The 17246-nt window shown below is 68.0% G+C and carries 13 protein-coding genes and 2 pseudogenes; 10 read left to right on the forward strand and 5 right to left on the reverse strand.

Annotation, left to right across the window (positions count from 1 at the left end; all coding sequences use genetic code 11):
* Window positions 1-3: 3 nt before the first annotated feature.
* The 6 genes from ACODRX_RS05990 (at window position 4) to ACODRX_RS06015 (ending at window position 7891) form a co-directional block, all read left to right on the forward strand.
* A complete protein-coding gene (locus tag ACODRX_RS05990; protein WP_488870214.1) occupies window positions 4-639 on the forward strand; it encodes an L-threonylcarbamoyladenylate synthase in 636 nt (211 codons plus the stop codon).
* Window positions 640-756: 117 nt separating this feature from the next.
* Window positions 757-1419, forward strand: a complete 663-nt coding sequence (locus ACODRX_RS05995) for a site-2 protease family protein (RefSeq protein ID WP_488870215.1) — start codon at window positions 757-759, stop codon at window positions 1417-1419.
* 116 nt (window positions 1420-1535) lie between these two features.
* Complete coding sequence (locus tag ACODRX_RS06000; RefSeq protein ID WP_488870216.1) at window positions 1536-2828, forward strand: tryptophan--tRNA ligase; 1293 nt, start codon at window positions 1536-1538, stop codon at window positions 2826-2828.
* A 140-nt stretch (window positions 2829-2968) separates the two neighbouring features.
* Window positions 2969-3670 (forward strand): response regulator transcription factor, encoded by a 702-nt coding sequence (locus ACODRX_RS06005; RefSeq protein WP_488870217.1) that lies wholly within the window; start codon window positions 2969-2971, stop codon window positions 3668-3670.
* 101 nt (window positions 3671-3771) lie between these two features.
* Window positions 3772-5493 (forward strand): FecR family protein, encoded by a 1722-nt coding sequence (locus ACODRX_RS06010; RefSeq protein WP_488870219.1) that lies wholly within the window; start codon window positions 3772-3774, stop codon window positions 5491-5493.
* 16 nt (window positions 5494-5509) lie between these two features.
* Window positions 5510-7891: a CHASE2 domain-containing protein gene (locus ACODRX_RS06015; RefSeq protein ID WP_488870221.1), complete on the forward strand. Its 2382-nt coding sequence runs from the start codon at window positions 5510-5512 to the stop codon at window positions 7889-7891.
* Between the two features lie 2 nt (window positions 7892-7893).
* On the opposite strand, the gene ACODRX_RS06020 is transcribed toward ACODRX_RS06015, so the two are convergent.
* The 5 genes and pseudogenes from ACODRX_RS06020 to ACODRX_RS06040 all read right to left on the reverse strand — a co-directional run.
* Window positions 7894-9147 (reverse strand): MFS transporter, encoded by a 1254-nt coding sequence (locus ACODRX_RS06020; protein WP_488870222.1) that lies wholly within the window; start codon window positions 9145-9147, stop codon window positions 7894-7896.
* A 159-nt stretch (window positions 9148-9306) separates the two neighbouring features.
* Window positions 9307-10551 (reverse strand): radical SAM family heme chaperone HemW, encoded by a 1245-nt coding sequence (hemW, locus tag ACODRX_RS06025; RefSeq protein WP_488870224.1) that lies wholly within the window; start codon window positions 10549-10551, stop codon window positions 9307-9309.
* Complete coding sequence (locus ACODRX_RS06030) at window positions 10548-11162, reverse strand: non-canonical purine NTP pyrophosphatase (RefSeq protein ID WP_488870225.1); 615 nt, start codon at window positions 11160-11162, stop codon at window positions 10548-10550. Before ACODRX_RS06030 ends, hemW begins: the two co-directional genes overlap by 4 nt.
* A 47-nt stretch (window positions 11163-11209) precedes the next feature.
* Window positions 11210-11947: pseudogene (locus ACODRX_RS06035) on the reverse strand (PP2C family protein-serine/threonine phosphatase); the annotation flags it as partial.
* A gap of 29 nt (window positions 11948-11976) precedes the next feature.
* Window positions 11977-12867: pseudogene (locus ACODRX_RS06040) on the reverse strand (serine/threonine-protein kinase); the annotation flags it as partial.
* Between the two features lie 81 nt (window positions 12868-12948).
* Between ACODRX_RS06040 and ACODRX_RS06045 the strand changes: the two are divergent.
* The 4 genes from ACODRX_RS06045 (at window position 12949) to ACODRX_RS06060 (ending at window position 17077) form a co-directional block, all read left to right on the forward strand.
* Window positions 12949-13857 carry a YicC/YloC family endoribonuclease gene (locus ACODRX_RS06045; RefSeq protein ID WP_488870226.1) on the forward strand — a complete coding sequence of 303 codons (909 nt, stop codon included), beginning with the start codon at window positions 12949-12951 and terminating at the stop codon, window positions 13855-13857.
* A gap of 19 nt (window positions 13858-13876) precedes the next feature.
* Entirely contained in the window at window positions 13877-14515 is a 639-nt protein-coding gene (gene gmk, locus ACODRX_RS06050; RefSeq protein WP_488870227.1) for a guanylate kinase, read from the forward strand.
* Window positions 14515-14718: a DNA-directed RNA polymerase subunit omega gene (rpoZ, locus tag ACODRX_RS06055; protein ID WP_460480854.1), complete on the forward strand. Its 204-nt coding sequence runs from the start codon at window positions 14515-14517 to the stop codon at window positions 14716-14718. Before gmk ends, rpoZ begins: the two co-directional genes overlap by 1 nt.
* Window positions 14719-14887: 169 nt before the next feature.
* Window positions 14888-17077, forward strand: a complete 2190-nt coding sequence (locus ACODRX_RS06060; protein WP_488870329.1) for a RelA/SpoT family protein — start codon at window positions 14888-14890, stop codon at window positions 17075-17077.
* The last annotated feature ends 169 nt before the right edge of the window (window positions 17078-17246 follow it).

Genomic DNA, 17246 nt, shown 5'->3' on the forward strand with positions numbered 1-17246 from the left:
CTTATGGCACAGTACTTCGAAGTTCACCCCGACAATCCGCAGCCGCGCCTGCTCAAGCAGGCCGCCGCCATGCTCAAGGCCGGCGGCATCCTGGCCGTGCCCACCGACTCCAGCTACGCCTTCGTCTGCCAGCTCGACAACAAGCAGGTGGTGGACCGGCTGCGCCGCATCCGCCAGATCGACGAAAAGCGCATGCTCACGCTGTTGTGCCGCGACCTGTCGGAGCTGGCCAACTACGCGATGGTCGACAACCAGCAGTTCCGCCTGCTCAAGCTGGGCACGCCCGGGCCCTACACCTTCATCCTCGATGCGACCAAGGAGGTGCCGCGCCGCATCAGCCACCCCTCGCGCAAGACTGTCGGCCTGCGCGTGCCCGACCGCAAGGGCCTGCTGATGCTGCTGGAGCTGCACGGCGAGCCGCTGCTGTCGACCACGCTGATCCCGCCGGGCGAGACCGAGCCGCTGAACGATCCGCAGGAGATCCGCGAGCGCTTCGAGTCGCAGATCGAGCTGGTGGTGGATGCTGGCCCCTGCCCGCAGGAGCCCACCACCATCCTCGACCTGACGCCCATGGCCTCGGGCTCGGCGCCGGTGGTGGTGCGCGAAGGGCGCGGCCCGCTGGCCGCGCTCGGCCTGTGATGCTTCCCAATGCATAGCTGACCGCGCCCGCCCGGCAGGCGCCGCCAGCCAATTCCCCTACAAGAACCGGCCGCGCGCCCCGCCGCGCGGCCACCAACCTTTGCGACAATAGCCTTCGTGAACGCAGACCTGATCCAGACCATCCTGATATACGCGCTTCCGGTGCTTTTCTCCATCACCGTGCACGAAGCCGCGCACGGCTATGCCGCGCGCCATTTCGGCGACGACACCGCGGCGGTGATGGGGCGCCTGACGCTCAACCCGCTCAAGCACATCGACCCGATAGGCACCATCGCCATGCCGCTGCTGCTGTACTTCGCCACCTCGGGCAGCTTCGTCTTCGGCTATGCCAAGCCGGTGCCGGTGCAAGTCGGCCAGCTGCGCAACCCCAAGCGCGACATGATCTGGGTGGCGCTGGCCGGGCCGGCCTCCAACTTCGTGCAGGCGCTGCTCTGGGCGGTGGTGTTCGGCACGCTCAGCGTGGCCGGCGTGCACGAGCCCTTCTTCCTGCGCATGGCGCAGGCCGGCGTGCTGGTCAACCTGGTGATGTGGGCCTTCAACCTGTTTCCGCTGCCGCCGCTGGACGGCGGCCGGGTGCTGGTGGGCCTGCTGCCCTACAAGCAGGCGTCGCTGGTGGCGCGCATCGAGCCCTATGGCTTCTTCATCGTCATGGGCCTGGTGATCGCCGGCGTCGTCAGCACGCTGTGGATGCGGCCGCTATTGACGCTGGGCAATGCGGCCATCAGCCTGGTGCTGCTGCCTTTCAGCTGGCTGCTGTAAGCATAAAACATAGCATCCAGCGCCTGTCATATATAGCTTTCAATAATAAAAGCATTGCAAATCGTTGGCACATCAGCGCCAGCAGCTCATCTTTTCGAGAATCGCCTGACTTCCCTATGCAAAAAACCCGCTTCCTGACCGGCATCACCCCGTCCGGCACCCCGCACCTGGGCAACTATGCGGGCATGATCCGCCCCGCGGTGCAGGCCAGCCTGAACCCCGATGTCGAGAGCTTCTACTTCCTGGCCGACTACCATGCGCTGATCAAGTGCCAGGAGCCCGAGCGGGTGAACCGCTCCACGCTGGAGATCGCCGCGAGCTGGCTGGCGGCGGGGCTGGAGCCGGCGCGGGTGACCTTCTACCGGCAGTCCGACATTCCCGAGATCCCCGAGCTCACCTGGCTGCTCACCTGCGTCACCGGCAAGGGCCTGCTCAACCGCGCGCATGCCTACAAGGCGGCCCAGGACAAGAACGCCGAGGCCGGCCGCGATAGCGACGACGGCGTGTCCGCCGGCCTGTTCATGTACCCGGTGCTCATGGGCGCCGACATCCTGGCCTTCAACGCCCACAAGGTGCCGGTGGGTCGCGACCAGATCCAGCACATCGAGATGGCGCGCGACATGGCCTCCAGCTTCAACCACCTCTATGGCGAGTTCTTCACGCTGCCCGAGGCCGCGGTCGAGGAAGCGGTGGCCACGCTGCCGGGCCTGGACGGCCGCAAGATGAGCAAGAGCTACAACAACACCATCCCGGTGTTCACGCCGCGCGAGCAGCTGCGCAAGCTCATCGGCGGCCTGGTGACCGATTCGCGCGCGCCCGGCGAGCCCAAGCAGACCGAAGGCTCGGCGCTGTTCCAGATCTACCAGGCCTTCGCCTCGGCGCAAGAGACCGCGCAGCTGCGCCAGGCCTATGCCGACGGCATCGCCTGGGGCGACGCCAAGGCCCTGCTGTTCGAGCGCATCGACCGCGAGATCGCACCGTTGCGCGCGCGCTACGAAGAACTCATGGCCAACCCCCAGCAGGTGGAGCAGGCGCTGCGCCAGGGCGCGGAAAAGGCCCGGGCCCATGCCACGCCGCTGCTGCGCGAGCTGCGCCACGCGGTGGGCCTGCGCCCGCTGCAGGTGGCCGCGGCGCCGGAATCCGCCGCCAAGGCCAAGGTGGGCCCGGCCACTTTCAAGCAGTACCGCGAATCCGACGGCCAGTTCTACTTCAAGCTGGTCGGCCACGACGGCGGCGTGCTGCTGCAAAGCACCGGCTTTGCCGCGCCGCGCGAAGCCGGCGCCATGATCGCGCAGCTGCGCGCCCAGCCCGGGCAGCTGGCGGCGCTGGGGCCGGCGGTGCAGCCGGGCGAAGGCTATTCGCTCGACGATGCGCTGCAGGCCCTGCAGGCGATGGCGGAGCAGAAATGAGGCTATCGGCCCGGTTGGACAATTCTCTCAGCGCATCGCCCGGTTTCGTGTAACCTTGTGAGCTTACTGTTAGTTATTCATAATTCGTATCGTGCATGGCAGCGCTACCCGTGCTGCCGGCTTGCCGTAGAGAGGATGCTATGCGAATAGTGGCATTGGACGACGAACCAGTTCAGCTGGAGATGCTGTGCCAGACCATGGCGGCGGAGGGCCACGCCTGCACCCCCCATACCACCGGGACCGCGCTGCTCAAGGACCTGCGCCGCGAAACCTACGACCTGCTGATCATCGACTGGAACCTGCCCGACATTTCCGGGCCCGAGATCGTGCGCCGTATCCGCGACACCATCAGCAAGGAGCTGCCGATCCTGTTCATCACCAACCGCCAGGCCGAGGCCGACGTGGTCGAGGGGCTGGAGTCCGGCGCCGACGACTTCATGGTCAAGCCGCTGCGCGTGGTCGAGCTGGTGGCCCGGGTGCGCGCGCTGCTGCGCCGCGCCTACCCGGTGGCCGCCACCGGCACGCAGGAGTTCGGGCGCTACAAGTTCCTGACCGAGTCGCGCGTGCTGCATGTGGACGGCGAGACGGTGGAGCTCAAGAACCGCGAATACGACCTGGCGCTGTTCCTGTTCCAGAACATGGGGCGGCTGCTGTCGCGCGATCATTTGCGCGAGATCATATGGGGGCAGAATTCCGACGTGATATCGCGCTCGCTCGACACCCATGTATCGCGCCTGCGCACCCTGCTCGACCTGCGCCCGGAAAACGGCTTCGTCATCAACGCGGTCTACGGCGTGGGCTACCGCTTCGAGGCAGTGAAGGCCACGCCCGAGGCGGACTGACAAGGCCCGTCAATAATACCCGGCGCATCCATAGCCAACGCAACTACGCGCCGGCTTTAGTTTCCTACAATGGCGGCCAAACTGGAGGACCCACTTTGAGAATGCGCTCGCCGTTATACGCCTGCCTGTGCCTGGCCTGGTATTCATGGACACCGCTGCCCGCGCTGGCCGCGTCGGCAGACCAATTGCCCGAGCTGCGGCATGTGGTGCAACCGGGCGACACGCTGGAGCAGATTGCCCAGCGCTACCTGCAGGATCCGCAGCAGTGGCCCGAGCTGGCCAGTGTGAATGGCGTGCGCAACCCGCGGCAGCTGCCTGTCGGCTCGGTGATCGTCATCCCCAAGTCGCTGCTGGGCTACCAGAACGCCACCGTGGACTATCTGCAGGGCAGCGCGCAGCTGCGCTCGGGCCCCAGCCAGGGCTGGCAGCCGCTGGCCGTGGGCATGAGCGTCACCGAAGGCGATGAAATCCGGGTGGCGGAGCACAGCTATGCCACGCTCGGGCTCGCGGACGGCAGCCAGGTCCAGATCTCCGAGAACTCGCAGCTGCGCCTGCAGCAGCTGCGCAAGAACAGCCGCAGCCAGGCGCAGCAGTCGGTGATCGAGCTGCAAAAGGGCGGCGTGGACTCCTCGGTCATCCCCGCCGACACGCGCGCGGGAGCCCGCGGCAAGCGCCGCTTCGACATCAAGACCCCCCTGGCCACGACCAGCGTGCGCGGCACGCGCTTTTCGGTGCACCTGAGCAGCAGCGGCAATGCGGTGACCGCGGTGGACCAGGGCGTGGTGGCGGTCGGCGCCACGCGCGCGGCAGGCGCCGCACGGCCGCTGGCCGTGCCGGCCGGCTCGGGCCTGGCGGTGCACGCCAATGGCGAGGCCGGGGCCGTGGTGCGCCAGCTCGACGCACCGGACCTGCAGGGCAACCCGGCGGTTTTCGAGGACGCGAACTTCCTCTCGGTGCAGCTCGGCGCGGTCGGCGGCGCCCGGCAATACCGGATCTCGATCGCGCAGGACGAGGCGCTGCAGCGAATCGTGCAGAGCCAGGACGTTGCCCAGACCAGCGCCACCCTGCCCGGCGTGCCCGACGGCAGCTACTACCTGGCCGCGCGAGCGCTGGATTCCGAAGACATTCCCGGCCGCCCCGCGGTGCGCGCCATCAAGGTCAAGGCCACGCCGGTGCCGCCGCTGTACCAAAGCCCCGCGCCGCAGGGCCTGATCGGCACCGACGATGGCGAGCTGGTCTGCACCGAAGGCGCCGGCACCGACATCAAGGCCTACCGCATCCAGGTTGCGGCCGATACGCAGTTCGCCCAGCCGCTGCGCGACTTCCGGCAGCTGGAGCACTGCAGCACCGGCCTGCAGGGCCTGCCCCCGGGCAACTACTTCTGGCGCGCGGCCACCATCCGCGGCCTGGCGGACGGCAGCCTCGACCAGGGCCCGTTCGCCAAGCCGCAGGCCTTCCGCGCCGGCCAGAACCCGCGGGGCCTGGGCGCCGACAGCCTGGGGGTGGGCGAGGCAAACATGTCGCAGCAATTGCAGCTCTCCTGGCCCGCCGAAGCCAGCCAACAGTTCAACCTGCAGCTCTCGCCCAGCGCGCAGTTCGATAGTGCGGTGACCGAAGCGCACCTCGAGCAGCCGCGCTGGACCTCGCAGCAGCTGGTGCCTGGCGACTACTATGTGCGCATCCAGGTGCTCGACCCGTCCGGGCTCAAGAGCAAGTACTCCGAGCCACGCAAGCTCACCGTCAAGGCGCTGGTCGCCACCGGCGGCGACGGCGACTTGGTGATACGCACGCGCGACGGCAAGCCGGTGCACAGCCCCCGCTAGGCCTGCCCGCCCCCGCATGCGCCGCCCGCCGCTGAGCCGCTCCCAGACCCGCTGGCTCGAATGGGGCGTGCTGGCCCTGCTGCTCACCGCCTGCGTGGCCTGGGCGGCCCATGCCGGCAAGCCCCGCGTGCTGAACCTGCTGGTGCAGGACGTGGCCGCCTGGATCAGCGCCCGCCCGGCGAGCACCGAGATCGCCATCGTCGCCATCGACGACGCCAGCCTGCAGGACCTGGGGCGCTGGCCCTGGCGCCGCGCGGTGCACGCCCGGCTGATCGACGCCATCGCCGCGCAGCAGCCGCGCGCCATCGGCATGGACGTGCTGTTCAATGAGGCCGACAGCGAGGCGCCGCAGGACGACACGCTGCTGGCCGCCGCCATCGCCCGCGCCGGCAACGTGGTGCTGCCGGTGGACTGGCGCATGAGCGGCGTGGATGCCGGGGCCGAGCTGCCGATCGCGGCGCTGCGCGGCGCCGCGCGCCAGCTGGGGCATGTGAATGTCAGCGTGGACGAGGACGGCGTCATCCGCCGCTATTTCGGCATCATGGGCGAAGACACCGGCCCCTGGCCGCACTTCAGCATCGCGCTGCTGTGCGCCAGCGGCCGCTCGCAGCCCGCCTGCCGCGGGCATGCGCCGCCCGAGCCCGGCAGCCGCTGGGTGCAGCGCCAGCCGGAGATCCTGTCCTTTGCGCGCGGCGAGCAGCCCTACCCCGTCTATTCCGCCGAGGCGGTGCTGCAGGGCCGGCTCGAGCCCGGCGCGCTGCACGGCAAGTATGTGCTGGTGGGCGCCACCGCATCGGGGCTGGGCGACTTTTTCGCCACGCCGGCCCGCCCCGCGTCGCGCCATATCGCCGGCGTCGAGCTGATCGCGCATGCGCTGGACGCGCAGCTGGCCGGGCTGCACGTCACCGCGGCCTCGCCGCTCGCGAACACTGGCGCCAGCATCGCCTTCCTGCTGCTGGCCCTGCTGGCCATCGCCTTCTTCAGCCCCATGCTCGGGCTGCTCGCCCAATGGGCGCTGATCGCGGCGCTGCTGCTCATCACCTTTGCCGCTCGCTCCTACCTGCAGCTGCAGCTGGCGCCGGCGGCGGCCTTGCTGGGCATGGCGGTGATCTACCCGCTGTGGAGCTGGCGGCGGCTGAGCGCCGCGGCCTCGTTCCTGCAGCAGGAGATGCAGCTGCTGCGCCAGGACATGGAGGGCTCGCCGCCCCCCGGCGCCAAAGCCGGCATGCTGGCCAGCCCCCCCGCGGGCACGCTGCGCGACGACTTCCTGGACCGGCGCATCAACGCGGTCGAAAGCGCCACCCACCAGCTGCGCCAGATGCATGGCTTCGTCAGCGATACGCTGCGCCAGATCCCGTCGCCCACGCTGGTGGTCAACCCCGAGGGGCTGATCACGCTGCGCAACCAGGCGGCCACCGCCTACATGCAGCACAGAGGCATACCGCTGGCCCCGCTCGCACACATCGCCCACATCTTCGAAGACATGCACTTCAAGGAAACCGGCGAGGCGCTGCACATCCACGACGCCGCCGAACTGCGCGAGCTGCCGCCCGAATTCGAGGCGCTGGACCGCGAGCAGCAGCCCTGGCTGGTGCTGTGCCAGCCCTTCTCCAACCCCGCGCCCGAGGGCTGGCTGGTGATGCTGGTGGACCTGACCGAGCTGCACAAGGCCACGCAGCAGCGCGACCAGGCGCTGCGCTTCATCTCGCACGACTTCCGCGCGCCGCAGTCCTCCATCATCACGCTGCTGGAGATGGAGCGCGCCTTTCCCGGCCAGATGGAGACCGCCGAGCTGCACCGCAAGATCGAGCGCCTGGCCGCGCAGTCGCTGGACATGGCCGAGAGCTTCGTGCAGCTGGCCAGCGCCCAGAGCCAGACCTACCGCCGCGAGCCGGTGGACCTGCTGGACGTGCTGCAGGCCGCGGTGGTCGACTGCTGGGCCCCGGCCGTCGGCAAGCAGATGAGCGTGCGCCATGTCGACTACCCGAGCGAAGCCGGGCAGCCCATGCTGTGCCTGGGCGACCGCTCGCTGCTGCACCGCAGCCTGGTCAACCTGATCGGCAATGCGATCAAGTACAGCCCCGCGGGCACCACGGTCGAATGCAGCCTGGCCGCCGGCGCGGGCGCGGACGCCCACTGCTGGGTCATCCGCATCCGCGACCACGGCCTGGGCATGACGGGCGAGCAGCTGCAGCGGCTGTTCCAGCCCTTCCAGCGCTTTCACCAGCAATCGCTGCCGCAGGCCAGCGGCATCGGCCTGGGGCTGTCGTTCGTGCAAACCGTGGTGCAGCGCCACCAGGGACGCATCGAGGTGGACAGCGCCGTGGGCCAGGGCAGCTGCTTCAGCGTCTACCTGCCGCGCTATGAGGAGCAGGAGCCGGCTTCAGCCGCCCCCTGAGCTCAGTGCAGGGCCTTGCCCCGCAGCTCGGGCACCAGCGCCATGGTGGCCAGCATGTCGATGACATAGATGCCGGCCAGCAGCGCGATCGCCACCTGGAACGAATGCTGCGTCGCCAGCGCGCCGATCACCACCGGGCCGAAGCCGCCAACCGCGCGGCCCAGGTTGAACAGCACGTTCTGGGCGGTGGCGCGGGCCTCGGTGGGATAGGCCTCGGACATCAGCGCGCCGAAGCCGCCCATCATGCCGTTGACGAACATGCCCATCAGCGCGCCGGCCCACAGCATGGCGCTGGGGTCGGACAGCTGCGAGTACACCAGCACCATGGCGGCCGCGCCGGCCTGGAACAGCAGGAAGCTGGGCTTGCGGCCCACGCGGTCGGCCAGCTGGCCGAAGATCCAGATGCCGACCATCATCCCGACGATGGTCACCGCGGTCCACAGCGCCGACTTGGTCAGGTTGAAGCCCAGCTTGCTCGACAGGTAGGCCGGCATCCAGATCATGATGCCGTAGTAGCCGAAGTTCTGCACCGAGGTGAGCACCACGATGCCGGCGCTGACTTTGGCGGTGGCACGGTCCTTGACCAGCAGCCGGAACGACTGGGCCAGCGCGCCCGGCTTGGTCTCGCGGCGCATGCGCACCTTGGAGAAAACCTCGGGTTCATGCAGGCGGTTGCGGATCAGCCAGGCCACGAAGGCCGGGATCACGCCCACCAGGAACATGCCGCGCCAGCCGATCAGCGGCAGCAGCAGCGGCGTCAGCAGCGCGGCGCCGAGCACGCCCACCTGCCAGCCCAGCGCCACGTACGACGACACGCGGGCCCGGTAGCGCGCCGGCCAGGCCTCGGCGGCCAGCGCCATGCCGATGCCGAACTCGCCGCCCAGGCCTATGCCGGCGATGGTGCGGTAGACCAGCAGGTCCGCATAGCCCTGCGCAAAGGCGCACATGCCAGTGAAGAGCGCGAACAGCACGATGGTCCAGGTCAGCACCCGCACGCGGCCGAAGCGGTCGCTGAGCGCGCCGAAGATGATGCCGCCGGCGACCGCGCCGACCAGGGTCCAGGTCACCAGCACGCCGGCCTGCCCCGGTGTCAGGCCCAGATCCTTGCTGATCGCGGGCAGCATGAAGCCCAGGATCAGCAGATCGAAGCCGTCCATCGCATAGCCCACCGCAGAGCCTGCCAGGGCCTTCCAGCCATAGCCATTGACTTCCTGCGGGGCCGCGATCCGGCCTGCATCGAGAGACGCGTTTTGCATCGAGAGCTTTCGAGAAATTTTCAGTGGGGGAGTACGGGACCGCCGCCGCGCGCGCAGGCACAGGCCGCAGGAGCCTGCGGGAGCCTGGCTGGGGGCGGGGCAGCGTATTGTCGTTATCCGATGAAGCCCCCGTGGCGCCATCGGACTAATCGACTGGCATCAATCGGCCAGGAACAGCTCCTGCAGATCGCTCAGAAAGTCGAAACCGCGCTCGGTGGCGCGCACGCGCTGCCAATCGCGCTCGATCAGGCCCTGCTGCCGGGCCCGCTGCAGCGGCGCTTCGATCGCGGACAGCGGCAGGCCGGTGCGGTCCATGAAATCCTGCAGCGCAAAGCCTTCGCGCAGGCGCAGCGCATTGAGCATGAATTCGAACGGCAAATCGGCGCGCTTCACCTCCGCCTCGCTCGCCACCGGCCGCCCGGCCAGCGCCTGCTCCATATAGCGCGCCGGATCGCGAAAGCGCACCTGGCGCACGATGCGGTGCGCAAAGCTGAGCTTGCCATGCGCGCCCGCGCCTATGCCCAGGTAGTCGCCAAAGGCCCAGTAGTTGCCGTTGTGCACGCACTGGTGGCCGGCCCTGGCATAGGCCGACACCTCGTAGCGCGCCAGGCCGGCGGCGCCGGTCATCTCGGTGATGGCATCCAGCATCTCGTAGGCCGTGTCGTCCTCGGGCACCACGGGCGGGTACTTGGCGAAATAGGTGTTGGGCTCGATGGTCAAGTGGTAGACCGACAGGTGCGGCGGCGCGAGCGCCAGCGCGGTGCGGATGTCCTGGCGCAGCTCGGCCACGCTCTGGCCGGGCAGCGCGTACATCACGTCGAGGTTGAAGGTGTCGAACGCCTCGGCCGCCTCCTGCACCGCGGCCAGCGCCTGGGCACGGTCGTGCACGCGGCCCAGGGCCTGCAAAAAGCGGTCGTCAAAGCTCTGCACGCCGATGGACAGCCGGGTGACGCCGGCCGCGCGGAAGGCCCGGAACCGGTCCTTCTCGAAAGTGCCGGGATTGGCTTCCAGCGTGACCTCGCACGCCGGCTCCACCCGCAGCCGCGCGCGCAGCGCCGCCAGCAGGCGGTCGATGGCCTGCGGCGAGAACAGGCTGGGCGTGCCGCCGCCGATGAAGATGCTGTGGATGGAGCGCCCCCAGATCAGCGGCAGCGCCTGCTCCACATCGGCGATCAGCGCGTCGACATAGCGCTGCTCGGGCAGCTCGCCGCCAGCGCGCCACTCATGCGAGTTGAAGTCGCAGTACGGGCACTTGCGCAGGCACCAGGGCAGGTGCACGTACAGCGACAGCGGCGGCAGGCTGCCCAGCTGCAAGGTGCCCGGGCGCATATAGTGCTGAATGTCCTTTTGCACTGCCGCGCCCTCATCATGGGTGCTGACGGCCGTGATCTTCCAATCACTCATGCCGGCGTACCCGCGAGCCAGTGCTGGCGCACCAGCTCCATCATCAGGCGCGATGCGCGGCCACGATGGCTATGCTCATGCTTCAGCTCGGGCGCCATCTGCGCAAAAGTCATGCCCAGCTCGGGGATCCACATCACCGGATCGAAACCGAAGCCGCCGCTGCCGGTGCGCTCGCGGGCGATCAGGCCCGCGACCCGGCCCACCGCCACCAGCGGCTCCGGATCGCGCGGGTGGCGCACGGCCACCAGGGTGCTGACCATCGCGGCGCGGCGGTCCTGCACGCCCTGCATCTGCTCCAGCAGCGCGCGCACATTGTTCTCGTCGCTTTTCTCGTAGCCGAACTGCGTGCAGTAGTAGGCGGTGTCCACGCCCGGCAGGCCGCCAAAGGCCGCGACGCACAGCCCGGCATCGTCGGCGATCGCCGGCAGCCCGGTGTGCTCGGCGGCAAAGCGCGCCTTGGACAAGGCGTTTTCGAGAAAGGTGCCAAAGGGCTCGGGCGCTTCGCCCTGCATCAGCTGGCCCTGCGGCACCAGCTCGATGCCCAGGGGCTGCATCATGGCCTGGAGCTCGGCCAGTTTTCCGGGGTTGTTGGAGGCGAGTACGACTTTCATTGCAAACCGTCTTTTTGGTGAATCTGTCAAGCTTATCGGGGGCTGGGTTCATCGGCGCCGGGCATGTTCCATTCCATGGCCACGACCGTCACATTGTCGCTGCCCGCGCCCGCGCGGCGCAGCGCCGCGTCCACCAGCTCGGGCACGGCGCGCGACACCGGCCGCCGCCCCAGCTCGCGCACCAGCACCGCCTCGGGCACGCTGCCCCACAGGCCGTCGGAGCACAGCACCACGCGATCATGGCGCTGCAGCTGCAGCGGCCCCGCCACGTCGAAGAGCGGGCGCGTGGGCGCCCCCAGGCAGGTGAACAGCACATTGCGCCCGACCCGCCCGGCCAGCGCCGGCGGCATGCCGCGATGCAGCTCCTCGTAGGAATGGTCGCGCGTGCGCGTGAGCACCCGGCCGCCGCGAATGATATACAGGCGCGAATCGCCGCAGTGCACCCACCAGGCCTGGCCGCCCTGCACCACCGCGGCCACCAGCGTGGTGCGGGGCGTATCGGCCATGTCGCGGCCGATGGCGTGCCTCAGAATTTGGTGGTGGGCATGGAGCAGCGCGCTTTCCAGGAAATCCGCCACATTGTCGAGCCTGGGCCGCGCCAGGCGCTGGAAGTGAGCGGACACCGCCTGCAGCGCCAGCTGCGCGGCCACATCCCCGTCGGGATGCCCGCCCATGCCGTCGGCCACCACGAAGAGGCAGGCTTCCCGGGTGTAGCTGTAGCCCATCCGGTCTTCATTCCTTTCCCGCCCGCCCTTGCGGCTGAGCTGGAAGACCGAGAACTTCATCGCGACAGGCCCCCGCCGGCGCAGCCGCACTCCTGCTCGCAGGCCAGCTCCTTTTGCAGCACCAGGGCCGACTGCGGGCGCGCCTGCGGCTGCAGCGCCATGCACCACTCCACCAGCTCGATCAGGTTGTCGGAATACACGCCGCGCAGCCGGGCCAGCGCCACGCCCAGCCGGTCCGCCGCGCCGCGCTGGGATGCGGCATGGGGCGGCATGCCCAGCATGCAGGCGAAGATGCAGGCGCCGATCGCGTAGACATCCGTCCATGGGCCCAGCGCCAGATCGCGCCGGTGCATCTCGGGCGCCGCGAAGCCTGGCGTGTACATCGGCCGCACGAAGCCGGCCTCCTTGCTGAGCACCCGGCGCGCCGCGCCGAAATCGATCAGCACCGCGCGGTCGTCGTCGGTGACGAAGATATTCGCCGGCTTGATGTCCAGGTGCAGCATCCGGTGCTGGTGCACGATGCGCAGGCCGCGCAGCAGCTCATCGAACAGCGAGCGGATCGTCGACTCGCGCAGCACCTTGAACTCCTTCAAGGAGCGCGCGGTGACGATGAAATCCTGCAGCGTCGCGCCCTCCAGGTAGTCCATCGCCAGGTAGACCGTCTGGTGCGCGCAAAAGAAATTGCGCACGCCCACCACCGCAGGGTGGTCGATCTGCGCCAGCGCGCGGCCTTCCTCGAAGAAGTTGCTGAGGCCGAGCCGGTACGGCGGGAGCTTGTCTGGCGCCACCTCGGGCACCAGCGCGCCGGGCGCGCGCACGGCCAGGCTTGCGGGCAGGTACTCCTTGAGCGCCACCTGCTGGCCGTCCTGGTCCAGCGCCAGGTACACCGCGCCGAAACCACCCGCCGCGATCTGCCGCAGGACGCGATAGCCGCCGACGATCGTATCCGCTGGCAGGGGGGCCGGCCTGACACTAGACATATCTAGACATAGTGTGAAAAAAACGCAGGTATGCGAGAGGCCCGATAATGTGCGCGATCGCAAGCAACCCCAAGAAGTTCCATGCCAGTTTACAGCATGACCGGCTACGCCACGGCCCAGCAAAGCATTGCCGCCGGGGCCGCAGAGTCCCCCCCATCCTCGCGCCGCCTCGGACTGGAGATCCGCTCCGTCAACAGCCGTTTCCTGGATCTGACCTTCAAGCTGCCGGAGGAGCTGCGCGCCAGCGAGCCGGCATTGCGCACGCTGCTCGACGCCAGCCTCAAGCGCGGCAAGGTAGAGGTGCGCGCCATGCTCGGCGGCGAGCAGCAGGCCGGCATTACGCTCGCCTCGCCCGCCATCCTGCGCCAGCTGTGCAGCTTTCAGGACGCGGTGCGCGCCTGGCTGCCCGACGCCACGCCGTTCACCACCGCCGAGGTACTGCGCCTGTGCAGCGGCGGCCAGGGCGCGCCCGAGGACCACACCGAAGCCATCGCCGAACTCTGCAAGCAGGCGATCGCCGGCCTGCTCGAAGCGCGCGAGCGCGAAGGCCGGCGCCTGGCCGAGATGCTGCGCGAGCGGCTGGGCCAGCTGCGCGCGCTGGCCCGCCAGGCCGGGCCGCTGATCCCGCAGCTGGTGAGCCAGCAAAAGGAGCGCTTCCTGGAGCGCTGGAAGGAGGCCATGTCGCTGGCCGACGGCAACCTGCCGCCCGAGTCCGCGCAGGACCGCGCGCTCACCGAGGCCACCGCCTTCGCGATCCGCATCGACGTGGCGGAAGAGCTCACGCGCCTGAGCTCCCACCTCGACGAGATCGAGCGCCTGCTCAAGAAGGGCGGCGAGATCGGCAAGCGCCTGGACTTCCTGATCCAGGAGCTGCACCGCGAGGCCAACACGCTGGGCTCCAAGTCGGCGGCGCTGGAGCTCACCCGCGTCAGCGTCGACATGAAGGTGCTGATCGAGCAGATGCGCGAGCAGGTGCAGAACATCGAGTAATTTTTTCCCAGCCCGTTTTATGGATTACCCCGGAAACCTATTCGTCGTCTCGGCCCCCAGCGGCGCCGGCAAGTCATCGCTGGTCAAGGCCCTGCTGGAATTGGATTCGCAGGTCTACCGCTCCATCTCCCACACCACCCGCGCGCCGCGCGGGCAGGAAAAGCACGGCCGCGAGTATTTTTTCGCATCCCGCGAGGATTTCGAAAAAATGATAGCAAACAACGCCTTCGTGGAGTGGGCCAATGTGCATGGCAACCTGTACGGCACCTCCAAGAAGGCGATCGAGGAGCGGCTCGCCAAGGGCGCCGACATCGTGCTGGAGATCGACTACCAGGGCGCGCTGCAGATCAAGGACAGCTTCGTCAACGCGGTGCTGATCTTCATCCTGCCGCCCAGCTGGGAAGAGCTGCGCTCGCGGCTGGAAAACCGCGGCGAGGACTCGGCCGAAGTCATAGAGATGCGCCTAGCGAACGCCGCGCAGGAAATGGCGCAGGTGCATAAATTCGACTTCGTTATAATCAACGAACTTTTTGAGCGAGCACTTTTCGACCTCAAGGCTGTTGTACATGCACAACGGCTGAGGTACACGGCACAGCACCGCTCCCGCGCCGACACCTTTGCCTCGCTCAACATCCCCGATTACCTGGAGAAAGCTTGATGGCTCGTATTACCGTTGAAGATTGCCTGGAAAAAGTTCCGAACCGCTTCCAGCTGGTGCTGGCCGCCACCTACCGCGCCCGCATGCTGAGCCAGGGCCATACGCCCAAGATCGAAAGCCGCAACAAGCCCGCGGTCACCGCGCTGCGCGAGATCGCCGCCGGCAAGGTCGGCCTTGAAATGCTGAAGAAAGTACCCGGGTAATACACCCCGCAATCAGTCGCAAAATGGCACCGCAATGCGGTGCCATTTTTCATCGGAGATACACAAAAGCGGACCCGCACGCTACATTAAAGGCGTGAATACGTCGGCCCCCATCAGCACCGAGATCCCCGCCGTCCGCCCCGATGCGCCCGAGGCGGCCCGGCCCGCCATGTCCTATCCGGTCGTGGCGCGGGCCTATGCGTCCTTCCAGGAAAAGCTGGACTACCTGGGCGATGCCGAACTTGCCGAGGTCGAGGCCGCCTTCGATTTCGCGGCCCTGGCCCATAGCGGCCAGTGGCGCAGCAGCGGCGACCCGTACATCACCCACCCCATCGCGGTCGCGGAGATCTGCGCCGGCTGGAAGCTGGATGCCCCGGCGCTCATGGCCGCGCTGATGCACGACGCGATGGAGGATTGCGGCGTCACCCGCACCGACCTGGCGGAAAAATTCGGCGAGAAGGTCGCGGAACTGGTCGACGGCCTCACCAAGCTGGACAAGCTGCAGTTCAATTCGCGCGAGGAGAACCAGGCCGAGTCGTTCCGCAAGATGCTGCTGGCGATGGCGCACGACATCCGCGTGATCCTCATCAAGCTGGCGGACCGCACGCACAACATGCGCACCATGTCCGACATGCCGCGCAGCAAATGGGGCCGCATCTCCACCGAAACGCTGGACATCTATGTGCCCATCGCCAGCCGGCTGGGCATCAACAGCGTCTTCCGCGAGCTGCAGGACCTGGCGCTGCGGCACCTGCACCCCTGGCGCTACGAGACGCTGCTCAAGGCCGCCCACCGCTCCAAGACCCGGCGCAAGGACGTGGTGCAGAAGATCCATTCCGAGCTCGATGCCTCGCTCGCCAAGGCGGGCTTTCGGGCCAAGGTGGCGGTGCGGGAAAAATCGATCTACGCGGTCCACAAGAAGATGGATGCGCGCCACATCTCGTTCGCGCAGGTCACCGACTCCTACGGCTTTCGCCTGGTCGTGCCGGCGCGCATCGACTGCTACACCGCGCTCGGGCTGCTGCACCAGGCGTTCCGGCCGGTGCCCAACAAGTTCCGCGACTATGTGGCCACGCCCAAGGCCAACGGCTACCAGTCGCTGCACACCACGGTGGTCGGGCCCTCGGGCGTCAACGTGGACTTCCAGATCCGCACCGAGGAGATGCACCTGGTGGCGGAATACGGCGTGCTCACCCACTGGCTGTTCCAGGCCCGCAATGCCTCCAGCACCGAGCAGCTCAGCAGCAAGTGGCTGCAGTCGCTGCTGGACATCCAGGACGAGACCCGCGATGCGCACGAGTTCTGGGACCATGTACGCGTGGACCTGTTCCCCGAGTCGGTCTATGTCTTCACCCCGAAGAACCAGATGGTGACGCTGCCGCGGGGCTCGACGGTACTGGACTTCGCCTACGCCATCCACAGCAACATCGGCGAGCACACCTCCACCGTGCGCATCAACGGCGAGCATGTGCCGCTGCGCACCGAGCTCAAGAGCGGCGACATCGTCGAGGTCGTCACCTCGCCCGACGCCACGCCCCACCCTTCGTGGCTGAGCTTCGTGCACACCGGCCGCGCGCGCTCCAAGATCCGCTACTTCCTCAAGACCCGCGCGCAGAGCGAATCGGCGGCGCTGGGCGAGAAGCTGCTGGCGCAGGCACTGCGGGCCGAAGGCATTCCGGCGCTGCCGGGCGATTCCGCCGAAGACCAGTCGGTGTGGGAGCCCGTGTTCTCGCATGCCGGCGTGCGCAGCCAGGCCGAGCTGTTCAGCGAGATCGGCCAGGGCAAGCAGATCGCGATCGTGGTAGCCAAGCAGATCGCCGAGCTGCTGGCCGAGCAGGGCCGCAAGCCCGATGCGGTGCTGCTGAGCCAGGAGCGCTATGCGCAGGCCGGCAACCCGCTGCGCAACCATGTGGTGCTGGACGGCAGCCAGTCCAACTCGGTGCAATACGCCAAGTGTTGCCGCCCGGTGCCGGGCGATGCCATCGTCGGCTACCTCGACCGCTCGGCCGGGCTGATCGTGCACAACACCGACTGCGGGGTCTGCAGCAAGCTGCGCGCGCGCGATGCAGAGCGCTTCGTGCCGGTGGAATGGGCCGACGAGCAGGAGCAGGAATACGAAACCGGCATCGTGGTCACCATCGCCAACAGCAAGGGCGTGCTGGCCCGGATCGCGGCCGAGATCGCCACCATGGGCTCGGACATCACCCACATCACGATGGAGGACGAGGTCGCGCTCAACACCACGGACCTGCAGTTCGTGCTGGCGGTGAAGAACCGGCAGCAGGTGGAGAACATCCTGCGCAATCTCTCCAGGCTCCCCTTCGTGCTGCGAGCCTTCCGCATCATTCCCAAGGCTTGAGCCCGGCAGCCGCGCTGGCGCCACCCTGCGCGCCAGCTGCCGTGAAAAGTTGCCAGAAAAAAAGCCGGCGCCCGGGGGCTGCCGAGGAAATAGATAGAGAGGGAGGGTGCAGTCCTCGGCCCGGCATAAACCGTTACGCACACTCTAGTGTGAGTGAATGCGAGTTACT

The organism is Comamonas sp. FG99, assembly GCF_057808605.1.